Origin of the sequence: Kingella sp. SNUBH-2017, from assembly GCF_028680565.1 — a bacterium.
Taxonomy (GTDB): domain Bacteria; phylum Pseudomonadota; class Gammaproteobacteria; order Burkholderiales; family Neisseriaceae; genus Kingella_D; species Kingella_D pumchi.
Window position 1 is genome coordinate 215771 of the sequence record NZ_JAPHVK010000001.1, and the last position, 22342, is coordinate 238112.

The following is a 22342-nucleotide window of genomic DNA, read 5'->3' on the forward strand; positions in this document are numbered from 1 at the left end:
GTGGTGAAACGGGTTTTCAGGCTGCTTCGGGCTTTCAGGCTGCCTGCAGCGGCATCGGCAGCCTGAAAGGCGGCGGATTCGTTTTTCAGGCTGCTTCGGCCAGCGCGAAGGCGGCTATATAGTCGGCTTCGTCGCTCAAACTCAGATGGACGCGGCTGATGCCTTGTGCGGCCAGCCATTCGCGCAGCGGCGCTTCGCAGAAAAATTCGGGCTTGCCCAAAGAGTTGTGGCCGATGCCGATCTGCTGCAGGCTCACCGGCGCGCGCAGGCCGGTGCCGACGGCTTTGGAAAAGGCTTCTTTGGCGGCAAAGCGTTTTGCCAAAAAGCGCACGGGATCGGCGGCAAGTTTGATGTCTTCCTTTTCCACCAGCGTGAGAATGCGCTCGGGCAGCGCGGCGCCGTATTTTTTATACAGCGCTTCCACCCGCTTGATGGCGAGAATGTCGGTGCCAATGCCGTAAATCATGGTTTCTCCTTGTCTTTTTTGTTTTCAGGCTGCCTGAAAGCCTTTAGCGCGCGATTTGGCTGCGGGCGCGGAAAATGGCTTCCTTCATTTGGGCGATGGCTGCGGGCAGGCCGATAAATACCGCCTGGCTGATCAGGGAATGGCCGATATTGAGTTCGACGATTTCCGGGATGCGGGCGATGGGGGCGACATTGTGGATGGTCAGCCCGTGGCCGGCATTAACCGTCATTCCCAGCGATGCGGCAAACTCGGCGGCACGGCGGATGCGCTCGAGCTCCTGCCCGCGCTCGCGGTGGCTCGGCGCATCGGCATAGGCGCCGGTGTGCAGCTCGATTACGCGGGCGCCGGCATCAAAAGCAGCCTGAATCTGCTCTTGGTCGGCACCGATAAACAGCGACACGCGGATGCCGGCGGCGTGCAATTCGCCGGTAAAACGGGCGACTTTCTCGAGCTGCGCCAATACGTCCAAACCGCCTTCGGTAGTAACTTCTTCGCGCTTCTCCGGTACGATGCACACGTCATCCGGCCGTACCGACAGTGCGTGGGCCAGCATTTCTTCGGTCATCGCCATTTCCAGATTGATGCGGGTTTTGACCGCGCGGCGGATGGCGGCGACGTCGTCGTCTTTAATGTGGCGGCGGTCTTCGCGCAGATGCAGGGTAATCAGGTCGGCGCCGTGGGTTTCGGCGGTCAGCGCGGCTTCCAGCGGGCTGGGATAGCTGGTGCCGCGCGCATTGCGCAGGGTGGCGACGTGGTCGATATTGACGCCCAAAAGCATGGTGGTTCCTTATGGTTTGTGTGACGGCGGACAGGTTGTCGGCCGCTTGCCGCAGGCCGAAAAGCAGCCTGAAAAAACGGCAAATGCCGCCTTTTGGCAGCGGCGGGAAGTGTAGCAGCTTTGCCTGCGCCAGTCATGCCGCAGTTTTTTTGAGTAGTGTCTCGATTTTGAACCTTTTTGAAACAATCGCTTATGATTGTTTTGCCGGGAAAATACCGAATCTGCGGCAAAGATTGACTTGTATCAAAGCTGTTTCCGCCCGCCCGCTTATAATGGCTATCAATTCAGATGCAGGCAGCATTTGATTGATAGATGTAATCCATCTGTTCAAGGTTTCCTCTTGATGTGTGTGTGTTTTGGTGTGGACGATAACTCCACACCTTTTTTTTGCGGGCGCGGTTTGCGCCGGGGCGGCTTTCAGGCTGCCTGAAAAACGTCTTTCGGCGCTGATGCTTCGGAAGGCGTTTTTTTATGTTTGGGATTCCGGGCCGTGCTCCTGCTGTTTCAAAAGCTGGCGCAGCAGGGGCAGGGTGATGGGGCGTTTGAGGATGATGGAGTAGTCGGCCAGATCATTGAACATGGCGACGAGGCTGTCCATGTCGCGGTGCCAGTGGTCGAGCAGGTAGTGGAAAATCTGCGGGTCGATTTTCAGGCTGCGGGCGGCGGCCATGTGGGTGAGGGCGGCGATTTTTTCGCCGCTGCCCAGCGGTTTGACTTCGTAAACCAGGCAGTAGCCCATGCGGGTGCGCAAGTCTTCGCGCAGGGGCAGGGCGGCGGGCGGGACGTCGGCGGCGAGCAGCAGGCGGCCGCGGCCGCTGTTGCGCATGTGGTTGAAAATGTCGAACAGGGCGGCTTGGGCGGCGGGGGTGAGGGTTTGGACGTTGTCCACCGCCAGCGCGTCGGCTTCGTCGTCGGGGCTGAGGTTGCCGTCGTCGCTGTAGCGGGCGGTGCTGCCGTCGGCGGCGGCTTGTCCGCTCCAGGCTTGGAGAATGTGGCTTTTGCCGCAGCCGGGCGGCCCCCAGATGTAAACGAAGGGTTCGTGCTTTTGGCGCAGGGTGTGGATCAGTTCGGCATTGGCGCGGCCGAGGAATTTGTCGAATTCGGGGTAGGCGGCGGGGATGCCGAAGTCCAGGGGAATTTGGTTCACGTTTGCTCTGCCTTTGCCGTTTGGTTTTCAGGCTGCCTTAAGTTGCGGGTGTTTCAGACAGCCTGAAAACGGTTCAGATAAGGACGATGTCGTATTGTTCCTGCGAATAGCTGCCTTCGACGGACAGGGATATCGGTTTGCCGATAAAGTCGATCAGCATGGCAAGCGACTGCGATTCTTCGTCTAAAAACAGGTCGATAACTTCGGAGGAGGCGATGATGCGGAATTCTTTCATGTCGAAGCGGCGGCTTTCGCGGACGATTTCGCGCTGGATTTCGTAACACACGGTCTGCGCGGTTTTTAAGTGGCCGCGTCCCTGGCAGACGGGGCAGGCTTCGCACAGCACATGGTTGAGGTTTTCGCGGGTGCGCTTGCGGGTGAGTTCGACCAGGCCGAGGCTGGTGAAGCCGTTGAGGGTAACGCGGGTGCGGTCGAAACTGAGTGCTTTGGCCAGCTCTTGCAGCACGGCTTCACGGTGCTCAGGCTGGTTCATGTCGATGAAGTCGATGATGATGATGCCGCCGAGATTGCGTAGACGCAGCTCGCGAGCGATGGAGTGGCAGGCTTCGAGATTGGTTTTGAACACGGTTTCGTCGAAATTGCGCGCGCCGACGAAGCCGCCGGTATTGACGTCTATGGTGGTCATCGCTTCGGTGGCTTCGATAATCAGATAGCTGCCGAAATTGAGATTGACGCGCGGCTGCAGCGAGCGGTTGATCTCGGCTTCGACGCCGTAGGTTTCAAACAGCGGCCGCTCGCCGGTAAATAATTGCAGTTTGGAGGTGGCGCCCTGGACGTATTGACGGCAGAAATCGGCCATGCAGTCGTAATTGCTGCGCGAATCGACGTAGATGGCGCGAGTGTTGTCGTTGAACATATCGCGCAGCACGCGCAGGCTGAGCGGCAGGTCGCGGTAGAGCAGGCTTTCGGGCGGATTGGTTTTCGATTTGCTGCGGATGTCGCTCCAGACTTTGGTCAGATAGTCGATGTCAGCCTGCAGTTCGGCATCGCTGGCGGTTTCGGCGCTGGTGCGGATGATGTAGCCGTGGCAGGAATCGGCTGGCAGCAGGCGGTCGAGCCGCTCGCGCAGGCTGTTGCGTTCGTTCTCGTTGTCGATACGCTGGGAAACGCCGATGTGCTCGTCTTGCGGCAGATGCACCAAAAAGCGCCCCGCCAGCGAAATCTGCGTGGACAGGCGCGCGCCTTTGCTGTTGATGGGATCTTTGATGACCTGCACCAGAATAGTCTGCCCTTCAAACAGCATCTGTTCGATGCGTTGGTCGGCGGCCGGATTCTGGCGCTGTTCGAGCAAATCCATAATGTGCAAAAAGGCCGCACGCTCCAGTCCGATGTCGATAAACGCGCTCTGCATCCCCGGCAGCACGCGGCGGACAACGCCTAAATAAATATTGCCGACCAGACCGTAACCGCTGTTGCGCTCGATGTGCAGCTCGCAGATGTCGTTTTCTTCCAAAAGCGCCACGCGCGTTTCCTGCGGCGTGATGTTTACCAGCACAGTTTCCGGCGGACGGACGATGTCTTTGGGCAGGGGTATGGTTTCGAAGGACATGGTAAAATTCCAAAAGATAAAAATACTTTGCACACGCCGCAGGGCTTTATGCGGCGTCTGCAAAATATTTTCAGGCTGCCTGAATAGCTAGGTTTTATGGCGAAAAACTGCTTGCTGCCTTAGCAAAAGGCAGGGCACGATTATATCGCCAAGCAGCGGTTTGTTGGGATGGGAATGCTCGGGGAATCCAAAGATAAATTGTGCCAAAAGAAAAGGCCGGACTGTTTGTCAGTCCGGCCTTTTATCAATCTAAATTAATAGATTTCACGCCAAGAAAGTCGACGGATTTTGTAAGTGCCCAGTTCTGAAGGAAGGAATACTTCATCCAGGCGGACATTACCGCCGGAGTCTTTGGACAGCAGCCAAATTTTCCCGTCAACGGTTCTAAGCAGTTGCGGTGAACCAATCGCGTTATATTGAGAACGTTTGGTTGTATTTTCGGTATTCTTATCGAAGAAACCGCGAACCACGGAACCTGTAGTAGTCTCAAACGGATAGGTATAACCGGTAACTTGTGTTTCGGTACAGGTCAAAATCGGGCTGCTACCGTTAATAAAGGTATTTACGATAAAGTATTTACCCTGATCCAAATAGGGATTGTAAATAACTTGCTCATACTGGATGTTGGGCTTGCCTTTGTCATCCAGGCCAAGATTAACGGTTTCCAAATCCATATACCAACCGTCGTAATTGGTCCAATTGACTTTGTCGTTGCTCAGCGTGCCTTTGGATCTATCGGTTACCCTATGTTGCTGCAATCTGGTACGGCCGTTAATTTGTGCAGCAGTAGTGCCGCCACCGTTCGGGAAAGCGGCTGCCTGTCTGTCGCGCAAGCCGTAGATGCTTTGCGTGCCTGTGGCATAGGTAGTTGCTTCATCGGTATAGCCAACTTTACGCAAACCGGTACCAAAGTTGAGCAGTACGTCACCACGATTGCCTTTTTCCGCACGGGAAACTACGATTTTGGTGGAAATCGGCTGGCCTGATTGCGTAGTGAAGATTTTCTGCGGTTGCTTCGTTGCCCAAGAAGAACCTTGGGTATCGGTCAGGTCGAAGCGCCACACATTGCCTTTCAGGTCGCCGGCATAGGCATAGTCGTAGATACGGTCGCCGTCCAAATCAACGGGGGTAACATGGGCAATGCCGTTGGGATCGTTGGGTGTGCCGCTCTCTCCGGTGCTGATGAAGCGGAACGAGGGTCTGCCGCTTGCCTGGTCGATCGACATCACATAAATACCGGCAGGCCCTCCGCTTGCGGTGCAGTTGCCGTTGGCAGCATCGGTAGTTGAACACCAGCCGTTACCGAATACGGCGCCCCAGTTACCGTCGTGGAAACGGCCGAATACGGGCGTGCCGTAGGTATTGCCCAGGTTTCTCCAAATAGGATCATTGGCGTCAAAAGACCATTCGCCAACAACGTTTTGTTCGCTAAAGGTATCCGGCTTGGTAACGTCCAAAGCATACACAGTATTGCCGCCAGCACCTAAGCCACCCATGATCCAAGTGTGCCATTGACCGTTATAGAATACGTCGCCGGTTCCTACCGCCGCATCATTGTAGAAGTTGTGGGCGTAGCGTTCGTTAAAGAAATCTAAGGCGGGTTTGCCGGGATTGTGCATACGGGACAATACGGCTCCGGGCATATAGGCAAAGACTTCCTTACCGGTGTTGTCAGTATTGTCAAACTGCTTGGGTGCGGAGTAAGAGCCGGCAGCAAAACCGTGCAGGAAGCCATCATTGGAACCGGCATACACAACGTTCAGGCGGCGGGCGTTGGCTGTTGCGTAGTCTTGGTAAGACTGGCCGGTGCGTTCGGGCATGGCCGCAGCAGGATTGCGGGCGTCTTTCCATTCTCCTTTCAGATAATTTTGGGTTGCAGGGTAGCCTACCCAAACCGGGCTGGAATTGATGATGTCGCCCAGTACGCTTTTACGCGGACGGAACAAGCCTACGCCAACGTTTACGGCCTCTTGGGAGCGGTCGCCTTTCAGATAGGCCAGACGTTGTTGTCCGAGCGTATCGTCTCCACTACCTTTCAGGCTGCTTTGCTGTTGGGCAGACAGGTTCTCCCATGTCAGGTTTACGCCGGAATTATTGCTGGAGGTAAAGAGTTTTCTGCCTTGTTGCGCGGTAAATGTTCTGTTTTCCCTGCGTTCGCATTTACCGCCAGTCAGGCCGCAACCGGCATCCCAGTTGACTTTGCTGTCCACATGATATTTACCATCCGGGGTTTTAACGATGTTTTGTGCAACTACGCTGCCGGTCCAGTTGAAAGAGTTATAGAAAGTTAGGTAAACTTGTGATTCGGATACGATTTTCGAATCCGGAGTGTTTACTTCGGCATTGCCGTCGGATAAGGTGGCTGGTGCCGCTTTAAAGCAGGTTACTTCATGGTTGTTGTAGGCACCACCGGTTGCACCCATAAAGCCGAAGCGGAATTGGGCGGGCAGTGTACCGTTGTTTTTCACTACATCGTAATCAAGCAAAACCGGCTGATAGGTTCCAGCATTGCGGCTGTACCAAACATTGGCCTTACCGTCCTTGGTAATGCGGATACGGTAGAGCATGGGTATCGCCTGATCCCTGCTGCGCACACCTTTGGTATCTAATGGGAATCTAAGGGTTTTATGGGTAATGTATTTGTAGTTGCTTAAGTGGTTGGGATCGGTTTCGGGAAGTGCAGACGAAAGCTTAACTGCCGTATTGTTGCCAGTCCATTCCCGCTTAAGTGTAAGCTCTCCGTTTTTGCAGACATTGCGCAGCATATCGTATCCGGCATCATTATCCTGCCAAGCTTGTTTCCAAGATCGTTCTGCAGAAGGTGATACACTTCCCCAACCTCTTTTTTTCCAGTATTCGGCCAAAAAGCGATTGGGGTTGGCAAAGTAATCAAAATTGAGACTGCCTTTGCCGCGGATGCCGATGGTATTGGGAATCCAACCCAAACCGCTATTGGTATTGTCACCCTTGTTAACAAAGTTGCCCCATTCGTCAATGCCGATGGCCATATAGCCACCATCCACACCGCTGAAAATCGGGTTGGTTTGCGAGCAGGAGTAACCGATGGAGCCACCACTAGCGCCCAGTGTCGGGGGGCGGTCAGCATCCGAGAGAAAGAAGGTCATACCGTCGGCACCATTACCGCCCCAAGTATAGGTGGTAAAGGTAATATCCACACCGTCGTTGGTGGGAAAGGAAAAATCAGATACGATGCCGCCAACTTTTTGTTGTCTTGCAGGAGTAAGGCGAAGCGCTCCTTTGCCAGGTGCGTCGCTGGTTCCAGAGCAATGCGGGAGAGAGTTTGATCCCGGTGAGCTACCAGTAGCCGTTAAGCAGGCTGTGTTGTCAGTGTTGGGGGTTCCGCCTGCGAGCGGGGCATGAACTGCCCAACGGCCGCCGCCCGGAGTTGGTCTCAGCCATTTCTGCGTGGTATTAGGCTGGGTAAAATCTTCAGAAATTACGATACCGTAAACTTGGGATACGCTGCCGACGGTCATTGCTGCCGCCAATACCGCCTGGCAGATGGGCTTGATTCGCAAGGAAGTTGCTCTGGGCTTCCGTCCGGTTTTCATTTTATACTCCTTGAAGTTTTAAACTTTGCTTTATTGGCTTGGGTTAAGTGGATGCTTGGATTAAGGATAAAATCAAGCAAAAACCATACCAAATTTAAGAAATTATTAAGGTTTTGTAGTATTTTGGTTTTGCGTGGATAATTCTACTACATTTGCTTACGGGCAAAAGGATTTTTTGTAAAATTTTATTTGTGAGAGTTTGTGAACGCTCCGGCTGTTTGAGGGATGTTTGCAAAATTGTCCGAATGCCGGTTATTTTTCGTATTGGTGCGGGTATTTTGTTGTAATTTAATTTCATTTAACCTTGTAACGTCAGAATTTAATTTTTAGGAAACAGATATGCTGAATCTCGGCACACAGAAAGCCGCCACGTGGGACGAACCCATCGACATGCTTTACGCCTGCCACGGCAAGGTCAAGCGTTTTTGCGGGCAGCTGCAGATGCTGCCCGACTATCTGGCCGAACACGGCTGCAACGATGCCGTGCGCCAGGCGGTTACGCAGATACGCACTTATTTCAACCAGGCCGCGCCGCTGCACCATGATGATGAGGAACAGGACTTTTTCCCCACGCTGCTGCGTTATGCGCCTGAGACGCGTGAGCAGGTGGAGGAGCTGGAGCGCCAGCACATTGTGCTGCACCGCAACTGGACAGCCTTACAGAACCAGCTGCTGGCGGTGGTCGAGGGCAGCCGCAGCGGGCTGGATGATGCGGTATTGACTGACTTTACCGGCGGTTACGACCGGCATATTGCGATTGAAGAGCCGTTGTTTGATCTCGGCCGCGAAGTGATACCGGAAGAGCAGCGCCGCGCCATCGGCAAGATTATGGCGGCACGGCGGCGCGGGTAGTTTGCTGTCGGCCGATGCCGTTTATTGTTTTCAGGCTGCCTGCGGATTTGACCGAGGCAGCCTGAAAATATCTGCGGGTTTGAAAGCAAAGGCAGCCTGAAAGCGGGAAAACCGTTTTTCAGGCTGCTTTTTCAGACAAAAAACGCCGCCCGAAATCATCGGACGGCGTTTGAGTGGTGCGGATTAGGACGATGGCGAAGACGGTGCCGATGCCTGCCTGCGGGTTTCGGCGATGTCGGCGGCGGCGGTAAACAGCACGTCGGTGGAGGAATTGAGCGCGGTTTCGCAGGAATCCTGAATCACGCCGATGATGTAGCCGACGGCCACCACCTGCATGGCGGTGTCGTTGGAAATATTAAACAGGCTGCAGGCCAGCGGCACCAGCAGCAGCGAGCCGCCGGCCACGCCGGAGGCGCCGCAGGCGCTGACGGTGGCGATCAGGCTCAGCAGCAGCGCGGTGGGAAAATCGACGACGATGCCTTTGGTATGCGCCGCCGCCAGCGCGAGCACGGTAATGGTAATCGCCGCACCGGCCATATTGATGGTGGCGCCCAGCGGAATCGATACCGAATAGGTGTCTTCGTGCAGATTGAGTTTTTTCGCCAGCGCCATATTGACCGGAATATTGGCGGCAGACGAGCGGGTAAAGAATGCGGGAATGCCGCTTTCGCGCAGGCACAGTAGCACCAGTGGGTAGGGGTTGCGGCGGATTTTCAGGAACACGATCAGCGGGTTCATTACCAGCGCCACAAACAGCATGCAGCCCACCAACACCAGCAGCAGCTGGCCGTATTCTTTAATCATGTCGCCAAAGCCGGTGGTGGCGGCGGTTACCGATACCAGGCCGAAAATGCCGATGGGGGCAAGGCGGATAATCCAGCGCACGATGGCGGAAACGGCGTGGGAAAGGTCGTCAAACACTTGCAATGTGGCGTCGGAAGCACGGCGCAGGGCAAAGCCAAGCAGCACCGCCCACAGCAGGATGCCGACGTAGTTGGCATCGGTCAGCGCGTGGAAAGGATTGTCCACCAGCTTCAGCAGCAGCGACTGCAGCACTTCGGCGATGCCCTTGGGCGGGGCGATGTCGATGGCGCTGCTGTCAGCCAGCGTCAATGTGCTGGGAAAGACAAAGGCCGCCGCCACCGCCACCAGCGCAGCGCCGAAAGTGCCCAGCAGGTAGAGAAACAGAATCGGCCGCATATTGGTTTTGGTGCCGCTGTTGTTTTTGGCGATGGCGGCGGTTACCAGAATAAACACCAAAAACGGTGCCACGCCTTTGAGCGCGCCGACAAACAGGCTGCCGAAAATGCCGGTAATGCCGATCAGCGTTTGTGCTTTTTGTTCGGCGCCACCGCCTTGGTCGAGCAGATGGTGGGCAAACTGGCCGATGATGCCGCCGGCCACCAGGCCGATAACAATCTGCCAAATCAGGCCGAGGCGGGGTTTGCGTTGCGTTGCGGGGGCGGTTTCCATGGGCTTGTCCTTAATTGCCAAAGCGCGCATTGTATAGCGGATGCGACAGATACTCCATATCGCCAAGGCTACCTACAATTTTCAGGCTGCCTGAAAGCCGCAGGCAGCCTGAGAAGTAAAAATACCCTGCCGTTTTTCGGCAGGGTATTTTCATGCAAAGGTGCAAAACACGGGGCTTATTTTTTCGCCAGCTCGTCCAGTTTCGGATAAACGGCTTTCCAGTCCAGCACGATGTCCAGCGCATAGACAATGGAGGGAATGAAGAAAATACAAGTACCCACCACCGCTACGATGGTGCGGAAAATCTGTTTGTCATTGCCTTCGCTGGCAAGGTAAACGGCCAACGGCGGGATGATGACGGACAGAATAATCAGCAGGGTTTTGTTGTCGTTCATAGTCTTTTCCTTTTGAGATGGGACGGGTGGGTAAATCGGTTAAAAACGGGCGGATTATGTTTGAAATTGCTAACGATTGTCAAACTTTTCCGCCAGTTTTGCCCGATATTGGCGGGTTTCGTGTCATTTTGCCGCCATGTGGCGCGCCGCCAAGGGCAAAGCAGCCTGAAAACGCCAAGGGGTTTTCAGGCTGCTTTTTCGGCTTGCTTATCCGGCGAAACGGGGTTTATTTCACCACCGTGCGTATCCATTGGTTGACCCAGTTTTTCTGATTTTGGGCGATGCGCTGACCTTTGGGGGCGAAATGCGACTTGGGCACGCCGGCGTGGACGAGCGCGGGATGGGCTGGCGTGCCTTTCACCGCCGGATACATCCACATGCTGGTCGGCACCGCCTGCTGCACTTCGGGGCTTTGCAGATACTGCACCAGTTTGGCAGCCAGCGCCGGCTGTTTGCTGTTTTTCAGCACCGCAGCACCTTCTACCTGCAGGTAAACGCCGCCGGGCAGGAACAGATTGCCCATATTCGGCGTTTTCAGCTTGCCTTTGCTGTAGTACACCTCGGCAGCGGGGCTGGTGGCATAGCCGACCATCAGCGGCCGCGAGCCGCCGTTGAGCGTGAACTCGGTGTAATACGCTTCCGACCAGCCTTTAGTGGCTTTCACGCCGTTTTGGCGCATTTTGCCCCACCACTCAAAGGCTTTTTTCTCGCCCAGCCCGCCGATATTGGCCAGCAGAAACGACAATCCGGGGCTGGAAGTGCCGGGATTGGGCACCGCCAGCAGGTTTTTGTAGGCCGGTTTGGTCAAATCGTCGAGACTCTGCGGCAGCGGCAGGCCTTTTTCCTGAAACCATTTTTTGTCGTAATTCAGGGTAACGAAGCCGTAATTGACCGCCAGCGCATAAGGCAGCGACACGGTAACCGGCGCGCCGGCAGGCTGTTTGTCGGCCAGAATGCCGGCATGGTGGGCTTTATAAACGGTGCTGTTGTCCAGTCCGTACACCGCGTCGGCCAGCGGGCTGTTGCTGCGGGTCAGGATCAGGCGGTTGACCATTTCGTTGCCGCTGCCCATTTTGATTACCGTTACCTTGGCATCGTGGTTTTTCTCAAACTTTGCCAGCACTTCGGCGGGCAGGCTGTAAGAGCCGGTAACGGCGAGCTTGACTTCGGTATGCGCCGAAGCCGCGGCGGCGGCAAAGAGAGCGGCGGCGCACAGCGTGCGGCGGACAAATTTCTGCATGGCGGTTTCCTAAAACGGCAAAGTGAAAGACGGGATGATAGGCAAAACGGTTTGCTTGTGCAAGCTTGGGTTAAGGAAGCGTTAAGGGGGCGGCGGGTGCGGCGGATGTTTTAGCTTCGCAGAAACTCACTTCGTTCGTTTTCAGGCTGCCTGAAAAACATTAGAATGCCGCCCTTGATATTTTTTCCGCAAAGGACACGCGATGCGCACCCGAATCATTGCCCTGCTGGCGCTGGCCGCACTGGGCGGCTGCACTTGGGAAACCTACCAGAACCAGGCCGGCCAGACCCGCCTGCGCCAGAAATACCCCACCGGCACCGGCATCTACTACACCGAAGGCGCCGCTTCACAAAACACCCACTACCACTCCGCGCGGCCGGTGCAGCACGCCATTTTGCCGGAAAAAGAAGTCGGCGAAGACGAAGAAGGCCAGAAGTAAACCGCCGATGTCTTTTCAAGAACACTATCCCGCTTGGCGGCAGGCTTTGGCGGGCGGCGGCTGGCGCGGCAGCGGTGAAGAACTGCCTGCCGCCGCCGCGGCTTGGCTGCTGCATCAGGGTTCGCTCACCGAAAAACTGCGCGGCCGCTGCGGCAGCCTGAAAGTGCGTATCGTGCGCCAGGGCTGGTTTTCAGGCAGCCTGAAAACGAACGAAGCGAGTTTCTGCGAAGCTAAAACCGATACCGCGGGTTTACCGGGGCTGGAAACGGCAAAAGCCGGCGGCGTTGCGGCTGCGGCGTCTGAGCGTGTTTGGCTGCGCGAAGTGATGCTGTTTGGCGACGGCGTGCCGTGGGTGTTTGCCCAAACCCTGCTGCCCGAGTCCGGCGCCCGCGGTGCCGCCGCCGGCCTGACCGAGCTGGGCGACGAACCCATCGGCCCGTGGCTGTTTGCCCGCCGCACCCGTCGCCAGAGCCTGCAATGGCGGCGCGACGAAGGCGGGCTTTATGCCCGCCGCTCCATGCTGCTGCTGGAAGGCAGTCCGCTGCAGATTAGCGAGCTGTTTCTGCCGCAGTTTGATTTTGCCGGCTGAATGCCTTTCAGGCTGCCTGAATCGGGGCGGGCGGTATTTTTCAGGCTGCCTTGTCTGCCGGCAGCCTGAAAAACGCCCGCTCCGCGCCAACCCGTTTTCCCTTTTATCCGTCTTCTATATAGAGAAAGATTTGCCATGTCCGCCCCGCTTTCCATCGTTATCCTTGCCGCCGGCAAAGGCACGCGCATGTATTCCGCGCTGCCCAAAGTGCTGCACCGCATCGGCGGCCAAACCATGCTCGAGCGCGTGATCGACACCGCGCTGTCGCTGCGGCCGCAGCACATTAGCGTGGTAATCGGCCACGGCAAAGACGCGGTGCGCGACACGGTGCGGCGCGACGTGGCATGGGTGGAGCAGACCGAGCAGCTGGGTACCGGCCACGCGCTGAAAACCGCGCTGCCGCAGCTACCCGCCGACAGCCGCACGCTGGTGCTGTACGGCGACGTGCCGCTGATTGACGCCGCCACCCTGCAAACCCTGCTCGATGCCGCCGGCGACGAGGTCGGCCTGCTCACCGATGTGCTGGCCGATCCCACCGGCTACGGCCGCATCGTCCGCCAAGACGGGCGCGTGGTGGCGATTGTTGAAGAAAAAGACGCCGATGCCGCGCAAAAGGCCATCACCGAAACCAATACCGGCATTCTGGTGCTGCCCAACCGCCATCTTTCAGGCTGGCTGGCGCAGCTCAACAGCAACAACGCCCAAGGCGAGTATTACCTGACCGACCTGATTGCGCTGGCCAATGCCCAGGGCGTCGCCGTGCATCCGGTACAGGTGGCCGCGTCTTATCTGGCGGCGGGCGTAAACAACAAACAGCAGCTGGCCGCGCTGGAGCGCATTTTTCAGCGCAATCAGGCCCAAGCGCTGCTCAAAGCCGGCCTGACCCTGCGCGATCCCGAGCGCTTTGATTTGCGCGGCAGCCTGAAACACGGGCAGGACGTGGAAATCGACGTTAATGTGCTGCTCGAAGGCGACAACGAATTGGGCGACGGTGTGATCGTCGGCGCCAACTGCGTGATCAAAAACGCCGTCATCGGCGCCGGCAGCGTGATCGAGCCGTTTTCGCATCTGGAAAACTGCCGCATCGGCCGCGACGCCCGCATCGGCCCCTACGCCCGCCTGCGCCCGCAGGCAGACATCGGCGACGAAGCGCACATCGGCAATTTCGTCGAAGTGAAAAACAGCACGGTTGGGCACGGCAGCAAGGCCAACCACCTGACCTATATCGGCGACGCCGAAATCGGTCGCGGCAGCAATATCGGCGCCGGCACCATCACCTGCAACTACGACGGCGTGAACAAACACCGCACCATAATCGGCGACGAAGTGCGCATCGGCTCCGGCACCATGCTGGTGGCGCCGGTAACGGTCGGCAGCCGCGCCACCACCGGCGCCGGCAGCACCATCACCCGCAACTGCCCTGCCGACAAACTCACCGTCGCCCGCACCCGCCAAACCGTTATCGAAGGCTGGGTGCGGCCGGAAAAACCGAAAAAATAGCCCCGATCCGTTTTCAGGCTGCCTGTTTCCCAATAAAGGCAGCCTGAAAAACAAGCAGCCTGAAAAACCAAACCCGTTCCGCACGAAAGGAAGCCCATGATTACCCCGCAGCAGGCGATAGCCCGCCTGATCGACAACAACGAGCTGTTCCACGACGAAATGGCCGATCTGATGCGCCAGATTATGAGCGGCCAGGTGCTGCCCGAGCAGATTGCCGCGATATTGGTCGGCCTGCGCATTAAAGTGGAAACCGTATCCGAAATCGCCGCCGCCGCCGGCGTGATGCGCGAGTTTTCCGCCAAAGTGCCGGTGCGCGACGGCAGCGATCTGGTCGATATCGTCGGCACCGGCGGCGACGGCGCGCGCACCTTCAATATTTCCAGCACCGCGATGTTTGTTGCCGCTGCCGCCGGCGCGCAGGTGGCCAAACACGGCAGCCGCTCGGTGTCGTCGTCCAGCGGCGCCGCCGACGTGCTCGAGCGGCTCGGCGTGCCGATGACGCTCAGCCCCGAACAGGTGGCGCAAAGCATCGAGCGCTGCGGCATCGGTTTTATGTTCGCGCAAAACCACCACAGCGCCATGCGCTACGTTGCGCCGGTGCGCAAAGCGCTGGGCGTGCGGACTATGTTTAATATTCTCGGCCCGCTGACCAATCCCGCCGGCGCCGCCAACCAGCTGTTGGGCGTGTTTCATATCGACTTGTGCGGCATCCTGTCGCGCGTGCTGCAGCAGCTCGGATCGCAGCACGTTTTGGTGGTGCACGGCAGCGACGGTTTGGACGAAATCACCGTGTGCGGCAGCACGCGCATCGCCGAGCTTTATCAGGGCAGCGTGCGCGAGTACGACGTCCACCCCGAAGATTTCGGCATAAGCGTTTATCCCGATTTGGACGGCCTGACGGTGGAAAACGCCGCCCAGTCGCTCGCGCTGATGAACGCCGTGCTCGCCGGCGAAGCAAAGGGCGCCGCCCGCGACATCGTGCTGCTCAACGCCGCCGCCTGCCTGTATGCCGGCAACCGCGCCGGCAGCCTGAAAGACGGCGTAGAAATGGCGCGCGAAGCCATCGACAGCGGCAAGGCATTGGCCAAACAGCAGGAATTTGTCGCCACCAGCCTGGCGCTGGCCGGCTAACGCGGCAAAAGTGTTGCATCCGCCGCTAAACCTTTCAGGCTGCCTGCGCGCCAAATTGCGGCGCAGGCAGCCTGAAAATTATCGAAAGGGGCAGGGCGGTTTGATTTTGGTCAAGCACGGTGTTACGGAATAACTTATAATCAGCCGCGCACCGACAGTTTGCTCTAGCCGGCAAACCCGCAGCCGGTGCGCCAGGCCCGCGGCCTTTCGGGCGGTTCGGGCATTTTTCCATCAAGACAAAGGAAGCAATCATGAAGAAAATCGCTTTGGCGCTCAGCGCAGCCCTGCTCTGCCAAATGGCTATGGCCAAAGGCATCCAAACCGGCGCAGCCTATGCACGCCCCACCGTTGAAGGCCAGAGTGCCGGCGGTGTGTTTGTCAACCTGAAAAATACCGACAAAAAAGACAACGTCCTTGTCGGCGCAAGCGTTCAGCCCTCCATTGCCGGCAGCACCGAGCTGCATACCCATATCAACGAAAACGGCGTGATGAAAATGCGCGAAGTCAAAGACGGCATCCCGCTGCCCGCCGGCAAAACCCAGAAGCTCGAACCCGGCGGCTACCACGTGATGCTGATGGATCTGAAACAGCCGCTGACCGTGGGCAAAACCTTCCCCCTGACTTTGAAATTCAAAGACGGCAGCAGCAAACAAGTAACCGTGAAAGTACGCAAAATGCAGGACACCATGAAGCACGATCACGGCCATGATCATGGCGGCCACGACCACGGCGGTCACGATCAGCATCATTAAGTCTCAAACTCCCAAAGGCAGCCTGAAACCGCAGATTCCGGTTTCAGGCTGCTTTTTTTCAGGCTGCCCCGCATACGCGCAAGGCAGCCTGAAAACTTTTGAAACGACAGCTTTTAGTCGATATCGTGCAAATCACCCGTCCATTCCTGCGGACCACCCTGCCAGCCAGAAGCATCGGTCTGCATTTTTCCGCTGGCCGCATCCACGCGGAAGCTGAACAGGCGCGGCGAAGTTTCGGGGTCGCCGCCGCAGTGTTCGTCGTGTTTTTCATGCACGGCGATTTCATAGTAGCCCTCGTCGTTTTCGCGCCCTTCGTTGCTGTAAACGAGTGTCAGGCATTCGGTTTCCAAACTGGTGAGTTTGTGCGTTTTTACCGCGGCAACCACTTTTTCCGCCGCCTGCTCGGCGCCCACCGGTTCGGCCAAAGCTGTGGCGGCGGCAAGAAAGAATACGGCTGCGGCCGTGATACGTTTGTTCATTTTGATGTCCTTTAGTTTGGGATAACTGTTTTCAGGCTGCTTTTCAGGCTGCTTTTCAGGCTGCTTTGCTGCGGGGCAGGGCAGCCTGAAAGGATTTTAACCGTTTTCACTTGCGCCGTAATCGCGGCGGCCGAACAGCGCGCTGCCGATGCGCACCATAGTCGCGCCGCAGGCGACGGCGGTTTCCAAATCGCCGCTCATGCCCATCGACAGCGTGTCGGCCTGCGGGGCGACGGTTTGCAGTTCGCGCAAAAGATTGCGCATGGCGTCGAACTGGGCGCGCAGCGCGGCGTGGTTGTCGGTGGCTTCGGCCACGCACATCAGGCCGCGCAGATTCAGGCGGGGCAGCTGCGCCACTTCGCGCGCCAGCGGCAGCATCTGCTCGGGGGCAACGCCGTGTTTGGCCGCTTCGCCGCTGATGTTGATTTCGATGCAGACCTGCAAATCGGGCAGCTGCGGCGGGCGCTGATCGCTCAGGCGGCGGGCGAGTTTGGCGCTGTCGAGCGTGTGCAGCCAGTGCGCACCCTCGGCCACCGGCCGGCTTTTGTTGGATTGGACGTGGCCGATAATGTGCCAGAGCAAACCGGCGCAGTCGGCCAGCTCTTCGGCCTTGAGCTGCCATTCGCGGATGTAGTTTTCGCCGAAATCGCGCTGGCCGAGCGCGTAAAAAGCGCGGATATCGGCGGCGGGAAAGGTTTTGCCAACCGCAATCAGCCGTACCGCCACCGCTTCCCTGCCTGCCTGCACCGCCGCTTCGCCGATGCGCCGGCGCAGCGCTTCCAGTCTCTGAGCCTGTTCCATCGCACACTCCCAAATAAAAAGGTAATTATAGCGCCAAGGCAGCCTGAAACGCTTTTCAGGCTGCCTTGATCCTTATTGGTCTGCCCCCGCTTTGCTGATAAAATCGCCGCCTTTTCCGAGTCCCCTTTTTCAGAAAGGAAACCGCATGAATTTCCGCACACTGCTGCTGGCTGCCGCGCTGATGGGCGCCCCGGCCGCCTACGCCGAAACCCGCGCCGTGATCGACACCAATATGGGCAGCATCGAGCTGTCGCTAGACGAAACCAAAGCGCCGCAAACCGTGGCCAACTTCGTCCAATACGCCGAAAAAGGCTTTTACAACCACACCGTTTTCCACCGTGTAATCGACGGCTTTATGATTCAGGGCGGCGGCCTGACTTCCGACCTGCTGGAAAAACCCACCCAAAAAGCCATCGTAAACGAAGCAGACAACGGCCTGAAAAACACCGCCGGCACCATCGCCATGGCACGCACTGCCGCGCCCAATTCCGCCACCAGCCAGTTCTTTATCAATCTGGCCGACAACGATTTTCTCAACTTCAAAAACAAAACCACCGCCGGCTGGGGCTATGCCGTATTCGGCAAAGTAACCGGCGGCATGGACGTGGTGCAGAAAATCGCCAAGCAGCGCACCGGCTACCAGCGCAGCTTCTCCGACGTGCCGCTCAAACCGGTTATCATCGAAAAAGTCCGCATTCTGAAAAAAGGCGGCAAATAAATTTTCAGGCAGCCTGAAAGGCTTTCAGGCTGCTTTTTCCCTTTCCCAAACCGTCCCACCAAAGGATTCCAGCATGATCAAACTGCACACCAACTTCGGCACCATCGGCATCGAGCTCGACCACGAAAAAGCCCCGATTACCGCCGCCAACTTCGAGCAATATGTGAAAGACGGCTTTTACGACGGCCTGATTTTCCACCGCGTTATCAAAGGATTTATGATCCAGGGCGGCGGCATGGACGAAAACATGGGCGAAAAAGCCACCCGCGATCCAATCCAAAACGAAGCGCAAAACGGCCTGAAAAACGACAAATACACCATCGCCATGGCGCGCACCCAAGCCCCGCACAGCGCATCCGCCCAGTTTTTCATCAATACCAAAGACAACACCTTTTTGAACCACACCGAACCGAGCCTGCACGGCTGGGGCTACGCCGTATTCGGCAAAGTGGTCGAAGGCCAGGATGTGGTTGATCAGATTGAAAACGTCGCCACCAAACGCCACGGCTACCACGACGACGTGCCGGTAGAGCCGGTGGTGATTACCAAAGCGGAAATCGTTTAAACCGCTTTTTCAGGCTGCCTTTGCCCAAAAAGCAGCCTGAAAAACCCTGCCCGCCGTTGTTGATTACGGCGGGCAGGGTTTTATTGTTTGTTAAAACGGAGATTACGGCGAAAAACCGGCTTTAAAAAAATTGAGTGGCGGAACGCCCCAAAAGCCGTCATTCCCGCGCAGGCGGGAATCTTGGTGAAAATTCAGGCAACGGTTTGTTTTTCCGGCACCGCCGAACACCGAACAAGATTCCCGCCTGCGCGGGAATGACGGTATTGCGGGAATGACGGCATTTGCGGGAATGGCGTCTTTGGGAATGCGGCCAAGTTTTCAGGCTGCCTGCAGGCGCTGGCGGAACTGCTCAAACAGGCACACGGTGGCGGCCATCGCCACATTCAGTGATTCCGTGCCCGGCTGCATCGGAATCAGCACTGTTTCATCCGCCGAGCCGGCCAGTTCGGCAGACAGCCCGCTGCCTTCGTTGCCAAACAGCCAGGCATGGCCTGCGCCGCGCAAGTCCAGGCTGTATAAAGACTGCGGCCGGCCGCCCAGCGTGGTCGCCAGCACCCGGCCGCGGTAGTCCGCCCGCCATGCCGCCAAATCCGCCCGTTCGCAAATCTCCAAAGCAAAATGCGCGCCCATGCCCGCGCGCAGCACTTTGGGCGCGTAGGCGTCGGCACAGCCTTTGCCCAGCACTACCGTGCGCACGGCGGCGGCGGCGGCGCTGCGCAGCACCGTACCGAGATTGCCCGGATCCTGCACCGCTTCCAGCACCACGCAGTCGCCTTGCTGCGGCAGCTTCGGTGCCGGCGGCACGGCCAGCAGCGACAATATCCCGCCGCCATCGTTCAGGCTGCCTGCCTGCGCCAGCAGCCGGCTGTCGGCCGTCGCCGCGCAGCGTTCGGGCAGCCGCGCCAGCAGAGCCGCAGTTTCATCGTCGGCCAGTTTGTCGTCCGGCACCAGCACCCGCTGCGGCAGCAAACCGGCATTCAGGCAGGCATCCAGCAAATGCGCCCCTTCCAGAACCGCCAAACCGCTGCGCCGCCGCTCTTTGGCCGACGATAACAATTTGGCAAACTGCTTCAACTCGGGATTGTGGGGCGATTGGATGTGCTTCATGGTATTTTCGGCGATGGCGGCAAAGCGGCGGATTGTAAAGCATTTCGGCGGTGGGGTTGGGGTTTTCAGGCAGCCTGAAAAAACAGCCGCCCGCAGAATGGACTGCTGGCGGTTTTTATTTCTAAAATTTTAAAAGTAGGGAAGTTTACAAACTTAACAAATTTCTGAATTTGGCAGCATCAATATTAAGTTTGTTTTATGGAACGTAAAGAAAAGTTGCAATTTGCATACGGTTAGCGGACAATTAGCAAAACAATAAAGAAAAGAGTTTGCAGTTACAGGATTAGGAAGAAAACAATCATCAGTTGTTACAGATGTGCTTAGAATTTTTCTTTTGCCTTTACCTTGAATCAAGGAAATACCATGAAACATCAGAAAATTACGCCGATTGCCCTAACAGTTGGACTTCTTTTTGGCAGTGCGGCCTATGCCGCCGACGACACGCCTGCCCAAGGCACCGAATTGCAGCAGGTGAAAGTGAAAGGCCGCAGAAATGCGCCGGCAGCGGTGGAGCGGGTTAATGCGGAGGTTATCCAAGAGCAAATGATCCGCGACAACCGTGATTTAGTCCGTTACTCGCCGGATGTCGGCGTAGCCGATCAAGGGCGCCATCAGAAAGGTTTTGCCATTCGCGGCGTTGAAGACAACCGTGTCGGCATCAGCATCGATGGCGTATCCCTGCCCGATTCGGAAGAAAACTCCCTTTATAAACGCTACGGAAACTTAAACACTTCCCGCCAAAGCATAGACCCCGAGCTTGCCCGTTCGGTAGAAGTGGTTAAAGGTGCGGATTCGTTTAATCAGGGCAGCGGCAGCCTTGGCGGCGGAGTCAATTACCGCACGTTGGGGGCGGCTGACATCGTGCAGCCCGGTAACAAACTCGGGTTTCTGCTGCGTAGCGGTTATGCCAGCAAAAACCGCGAATGGGTTAATACTGCCGGTACCGGCTATCAGGGAGAAAAAGCCGAAGCGGTATTACTGTATTCGCACCGGCACGGTCATGAAATGAAAAGCCGGGGCGGCTACACCATCCCCGAAGACAGCCTGAAAACCCGCGATTACGGCAGCAGCCGCCAGATTCCCGATGCTGCCAAACACAAAAGCCACAGCTTTTTGGCCAAATGGGCATGGCAGTTTAACGATAATCATCGTGCAGGGTTATCTTTGAGTGGACAGCAGGGCAACAACTACATTATCGAAGACTCCGGTGTGTGGAGCTCCAGCAAATACCGTGAGTCAGATGACCGCGCGAAACGCCGCACTTGGAATGCTTTTTATGAGTTTACGCCCAATTCCGACTGGCTCTCTTTAGTCAAAGCGGATTTGGATTATCAAAAAGCCGTTTCTTCCGCCTACAACTACGAAGGTACGCGCGAAGGATATGACTGGGCGGGCAGGTATAAAGAACGGGAACCCAGCGACGACAACATCCGCATTTTCACCACCCGTCTCAAACGCCTGTCGCTGCGTGCCGACACCCAGCCTTTAAGTCTGGGAAGCACGCGGCATACGCTGTCGTTTAAAGCCGCCGCCGCTCGTAGGGAATTTGATATTCTGCACCGTGACCGCTACTTCTTAAGCGGTGCGTATTTGCCCTACAAAGAAGAAACCATGATGTATCCGGTGAAAACCACGCAATACAATTTTTCGTTGCACGACCGTATTGTGTTTAACAACACCTTCTCCGGCTACGCAGGCATCCGCTACGACCACAACAAAGTACAGCCGCAGGATTTGAACGGGCTTTATTGCAAAAACTGTCTGGTTCCCAAACCTGCCGACAGCACCTTTAAAGGTTTCAGTTGGGTATTGGGCGCAGATGCCAAACTGAATAACTCTTGGAAACTCGGTTACAGCATCGGCACCGGTTTCCGCGTACCCAATGCTTCGGAAATGTATTTCGACTACCGCGGAAATGCGGCAGGCGAATGGTTGTCCAATCCGAATCTGAAAGCCGAACGCAGCCTGACGCAAAATCTCAACTTAACCGGCAACGGCAAAGCAGGGAATTTGGCGGTAAACCTGCACCACACCCGATACAAAGATTTTCTCTACGAGCAGGAAGTCTTGGAGCGCGAAGACAACCCGTTTTACCCTTGGTATAGCAACAATCCCTACCGTTACAAACCGATGCAGCAGATGCAAAACTCAGATAAGGCCAAAATCTACGGCATCGAGCTCACAGGCCGCCTGAACCTCAACAGCATTACCCCCTTGCCCGAAGGCTGGAAATTATTCGGCACGTTGGGCTACAGCCGTGGCAATTTGGCCGGTGATGCGGATCTGCTTTCCATCCAGCCGTTTAAAACCGTTATCGGTTTGGACTACGAGCAGCCTGAAGGAAAATGGGGCGTGCTTTCCCGTCTGACCTACACCGGCGCGAAACACGCAGGCGATGCCAAATACAAAAACTGTAACGATCCTGACAACCGTGATGAAGGAAAATGTATTTACAGCGTTTGGCCACATCTCAACAAATCCGCTTGGGTATTTGATTTGTTCGGCTATTACAAGCCTTCGGAAAAGCTAACTGTCCGCGCCGGCGTGTACAATCTGTTTAACCGCAAATACCACACTTGGGACAGCCTGCGCGGCCTGAACATTACCGGCGGTTTGGTCAATTCCGTCGGAGCGCGCCCCAACCGTACTTATGGCGGCTATCCCGGTCTTGAGCGTTTCTATGCACCCGGCCGCAACTACTCTTTCTCTGTAGAACTGAAGTTTTAAACCGTCGGCAACAACCGCCAATCTCCGATTGGCGGTTTTCT

The 22342-nt window shown here is 56.7% G+C and carries 20 protein-coding genes; 9 read left to right on the forward strand and 11 right to left on the reverse strand.

The annotated features are described in order from the left end of the window. Positions 1–85: 85 nt before the first annotated feature. The 5 genes from acpS to OP500_RS01070 all read right to left on the reverse strand — a co-directional run bounded on the left by acpS (position 86) and on the right by OP500_RS01070 (position 7533). On the reverse strand, positions 86–466 hold the full coding sequence (gene acpS / locus OP500_RS01050; RefSeq protein ID WP_274069930.1) for a holo-ACP synthase: 381 nt from the start codon (positions 464–466) through the stop codon (positions 86–88). 43 nt (positions 467–509) lie between these two features. Beyond that, positions 510–1244 carry a pyridoxine 5'-phosphate synthase gene (gene pdxJ, locus OP500_RS01055; RefSeq protein WP_274069931.1) on the reverse strand — a complete coding sequence of 245 codons (735 nt, stop codon included), beginning with the start codon at positions 1242–1244 and terminating at the stop codon, positions 510–512. Positions 1245–1713: 469 nt separating this feature from the next. Further along, the gene (hda, locus tag OP500_RS01060) at positions 1714–2391 is read right to left on the reverse strand and encodes a DnaA regulatory inactivator Hda (protein WP_443135135.1); all 678 of its coding nucleotides are present in this window, start codon (positions 2389–2391) and stop codon (positions 1714–1716) included. 73 nt (positions 2392–2464) lie between these two features. Continuing rightward, a complete protein-coding gene (rng, locus tag OP500_RS01065) occupies positions 2465–3961 on the reverse strand; it encodes a ribonuclease G (RefSeq protein WP_274069932.1) in 1497 nt (498 codons plus the stop codon). Positions 3962–4215: 254 nt separating this feature from the next. Continuing rightward, a complete protein-coding gene (locus OP500_RS01070) occupies positions 4216–7533 on the reverse strand; it encodes a PilC/PilY family type IV pilus protein (protein WP_274069933.1) in 3318 nt (1105 codons plus the stop codon). Positions 7534–7875: 342 nt separating this feature from the next. Between OP500_RS01070 and OP500_RS01075 the strand changes: the two genes are divergently transcribed. After that, entirely contained in the window at positions 7876–8385 is a 510-nt protein-coding gene (locus OP500_RS01075) for a hemerythrin domain-containing protein (RefSeq protein WP_443135136.1), read from the forward strand. Positions 8386–8568: 183 nt separating this feature from the next. Here OP500_RS01075 and sstT read toward each other — a convergent pair whose 3' ends face one another. From sstT to OP500_RS01090, 3 genes are all read right to left on the reverse strand, one after another. Further along, positions 8569–9858, reverse strand: coding sequence for a serine/threonine transporter SstT (gene sstT, locus OP500_RS01080; RefSeq protein WP_274069935.1), 1290 nt, complete (start codon positions 9856–9858; stop codon positions 8569–8571). Positions 9859–10034: 176 nt separating this feature from the next. Continuing rightward, a complete protein-coding gene (locus tag OP500_RS01085; protein WP_274069936.1) occupies positions 10035–10253 on the reverse strand; it encodes a YqaE/Pmp3 family membrane protein in 219 nt (72 codons plus the stop codon). 226 nt (positions 10254–10479) lie between these two features. Next, positions 10480–11493, reverse strand: coding sequence for a thiamine ABC transporter substrate-binding protein (locus tag OP500_RS01090; protein WP_274069937.1), 1014 nt, complete (start codon positions 11491–11493; stop codon positions 10480–10482). Positions 11494–11695: 202 nt separating this feature from the next. Here OP500_RS01090 and OP500_RS01095 point away from each other — a divergent pair, with 202 nt between their 5' ends. The 5 genes from OP500_RS01095 (at position 11696) to OP500_RS01115 (ending at position 15904) form a co-directional block, all read left to right on the forward strand. Next, positions 11696–11932 (forward strand): hypothetical protein, encoded by a 237-nt coding sequence (locus tag OP500_RS01095; protein ID WP_274069938.1) that lies wholly within the window; start codon positions 11696–11698, stop codon positions 11930–11932. A gap of 7 nt (positions 11933–11939) precedes the next feature. Next, positions 11940–12521 (forward strand): chorismate--pyruvate lyase family protein, encoded by a 582-nt coding sequence (locus tag OP500_RS01100; protein ID WP_274069939.1) that lies wholly within the window; start codon positions 11940–11942, stop codon positions 12519–12521. Between the two features lie 135 nt (positions 12522–12656). Then, a complete protein-coding gene (gene glmU / locus OP500_RS01105; protein WP_274069940.1) occupies positions 12657–14021 on the forward strand; it encodes a bifunctional UDP-N-acetylglucosamine diphosphorylase/glucosamine-1-phosphate N-acetyltransferase GlmU in 1365 nt (454 codons plus the stop codon). Between the two features lie 96 nt (positions 14022–14117). After that, complete coding sequence (gene trpD / locus OP500_RS01110) at positions 14118–15152, forward strand: anthranilate phosphoribosyltransferase (RefSeq protein WP_274069941.1); 1035 nt, start codon at positions 14118–14120, stop codon at positions 15150–15152. Positions 15153–15403: 251 nt separating this feature from the next. After that, positions 15404–15904 carry a copper chaperone PCu(A)C gene (locus OP500_RS01115; protein WP_274069942.1) on the forward strand — a complete coding sequence of 167 codons (501 nt, stop codon included), beginning with the start codon at positions 15404–15406 and terminating at the stop codon, positions 15902–15904. A gap of 113 nt (positions 15905–16017) precedes the next feature. Here the strand turns inward: OP500_RS01115 and OP500_RS01120 are convergent, their stop codons facing one another. Together OP500_RS01120 and OP500_RS01125 are read right to left on the reverse strand one after the other, a co-directional pair. Next, positions 16018–16383, reverse strand: coding sequence for a hypothetical protein (locus tag OP500_RS01120; RefSeq protein WP_274069943.1), 366 nt, complete (start codon positions 16381–16383; stop codon positions 16018–16020). Between the two features lie 96 nt (positions 16384–16479). Next, the gene (locus OP500_RS01125; RefSeq protein WP_274069944.1) at positions 16480–17184 is read right to left on the reverse strand and encodes a YggS family pyridoxal phosphate-dependent enzyme; all 705 of its coding nucleotides are present in this window, start codon (positions 17182–17184) and stop codon (positions 16480–16482) included. A 145-nt stretch (positions 17185–17329) separates the two neighbouring features. Here OP500_RS01125 and OP500_RS01130 point away from each other — a divergent pair, with 145 nt between their 5' ends. Both OP500_RS01130 and OP500_RS01135 read left to right on the forward strand, forming a co-directional pair. Continuing rightward, a complete protein-coding gene (locus OP500_RS01130; protein WP_238745375.1) occupies positions 17330–17902 on the forward strand; it encodes a peptidylprolyl isomerase in 573 nt (190 codons plus the stop codon). A 73-nt stretch (positions 17903–17975) separates the two neighbouring features. Next, a complete protein-coding gene (locus tag OP500_RS01135; protein WP_238745372.1) occupies positions 17976–18467 on the forward strand; it encodes a peptidylprolyl isomerase in 492 nt (163 codons plus the stop codon). A gap of 318 nt (positions 18468–18785) precedes the next feature. Here the strand turns inward: OP500_RS01135 and OP500_RS01140 are convergent, their stop codons facing one another. Next, positions 18786–19574, reverse strand: a complete 789-nt coding sequence (locus tag OP500_RS01140) for a TrmH family RNA methyltransferase (RefSeq protein ID WP_274069945.1) — start codon at positions 19572–19574, stop codon at positions 18786–18788. Positions 19575–19937: 363 nt separating this feature from the next. Here OP500_RS01140 and OP500_RS01145 point away from each other — a divergent pair, with 363 nt between their 5' ends. Then, positions 19938–22301, forward strand: coding sequence for a TonB-dependent hemoglobin/transferrin/lactoferrin family receptor (locus OP500_RS01145; protein WP_274069946.1), 2364 nt, complete (start codon positions 19938–19940; stop codon positions 22299–22301). The last annotated feature ends 41 nt before the right edge of the window (positions 22302–22342 follow it).

Bases quoted from the DNA above. Each gene is read 5' to 3' on its own strand.
- acpS (WP_274069930.1), bottom strand. From the start codon at position 466: ATGATTTACGGCATTGGCACCGACATTCTCGCCATCAAGCGGGTGGAA.
- pdxJ (WP_274069931.1), bottom strand. From the start codon at position 1,244: ATGCTTTTGGGCGTCAATATCGACCACGTCGCCACCCTGCGCAATGCG.
- rng (WP_274069932.1), bottom strand. From the start codon at position 3,961: ATGTCCTTCGAAACCATACCCCTGCCCAAAGACATCGTCCGTCCGCCG.
- OP500_RS01070 (WP_274069933.1), bottom strand. From the start codon at position 7,533: ATGAAAACCGGACGGAAGCCCAGAGCAACTTCCTTGCGAATCAAGCCC.
- sstT (WP_274069935.1), bottom strand. From the start codon at position 9,858: ATGGAAACCGCCCCCGCAACGCAACGCAAACCCCGCCTCGGCCTGATT.
- OP500_RS01085 (WP_274069936.1), bottom strand. From the start codon at position 10,253: ATGAACGACAACAAAACCCTGCTGATTATTCTGTCCGTCATCATCCCG.
- OP500_RS01090 (WP_274069937.1), bottom strand. From the start codon at position 11,493: ATGCAGAAATTTGTCCGCCGCACGCTGTGCGCCGCCGCTCTCTTTGCC.
- OP500_RS01095 (WP_274069938.1), top strand. From the start codon at position 11,696: ATGCGCACCCGAATCATTGCCCTGCTGGCGCTGGCCGCACTGGGCGGC.
- OP500_RS01100 (WP_274069939.1), top strand. From the start codon at position 11,940: ATGTCTTTTCAAGAACACTATCCCGCTTGGCGGCAGGCTTTGGCGGGC.
- glmU (WP_274069940.1), top strand. From the start codon at position 12,657: ATGTCCGCCCCGCTTTCCATCGTTATCCTTGCCGCCGGCAAAGGCACG.
- trpD (WP_274069941.1), top strand. From the start codon at position 14,118: ATGATTACCCCGCAGCAGGCGATAGCCCGCCTGATCGACAACAACGAG.
- OP500_RS01115 (WP_274069942.1), top strand. From the start codon at position 15,404: ATGAAGAAAATCGCTTTGGCGCTCAGCGCAGCCCTGCTCTGCCAAATG.
- OP500_RS01120 (WP_274069943.1), bottom strand. From the start codon at position 16,383: ATGAACAAACGTATCACGGCCGCAGCCGTATTCTTTCTTGCCGCCGCC.
- OP500_RS01125 (WP_274069944.1), bottom strand. From the start codon at position 17,184: ATGGAACAGGCTCAGAGACTGGAAGCGCTGCGCCGGCGCATCGGCGAA.
- OP500_RS01130 (WP_238745375.1), top strand. From the start codon at position 17,330: ATGAATTTCCGCACACTGCTGCTGGCTGCCGCGCTGATGGGCGCCCCG.
- OP500_RS01135 (WP_238745372.1), top strand. From the start codon at position 17,976: ATGATCAAACTGCACACCAACTTCGGCACCATCGGCATCGAGCTCGAC.
- OP500_RS01140 (WP_274069945.1), bottom strand. From the start codon at position 19,574: ATGAAGCACATCCAATCGCCCCACAATCCCGAGTTGAAGCAGTTTGCC.
- OP500_RS01145 (WP_274069946.1), top strand. From the start codon at position 19,938: ATGAAACATCAGAAAATTACGCCGATTGCCCTAACAGTTGGACTTCTT.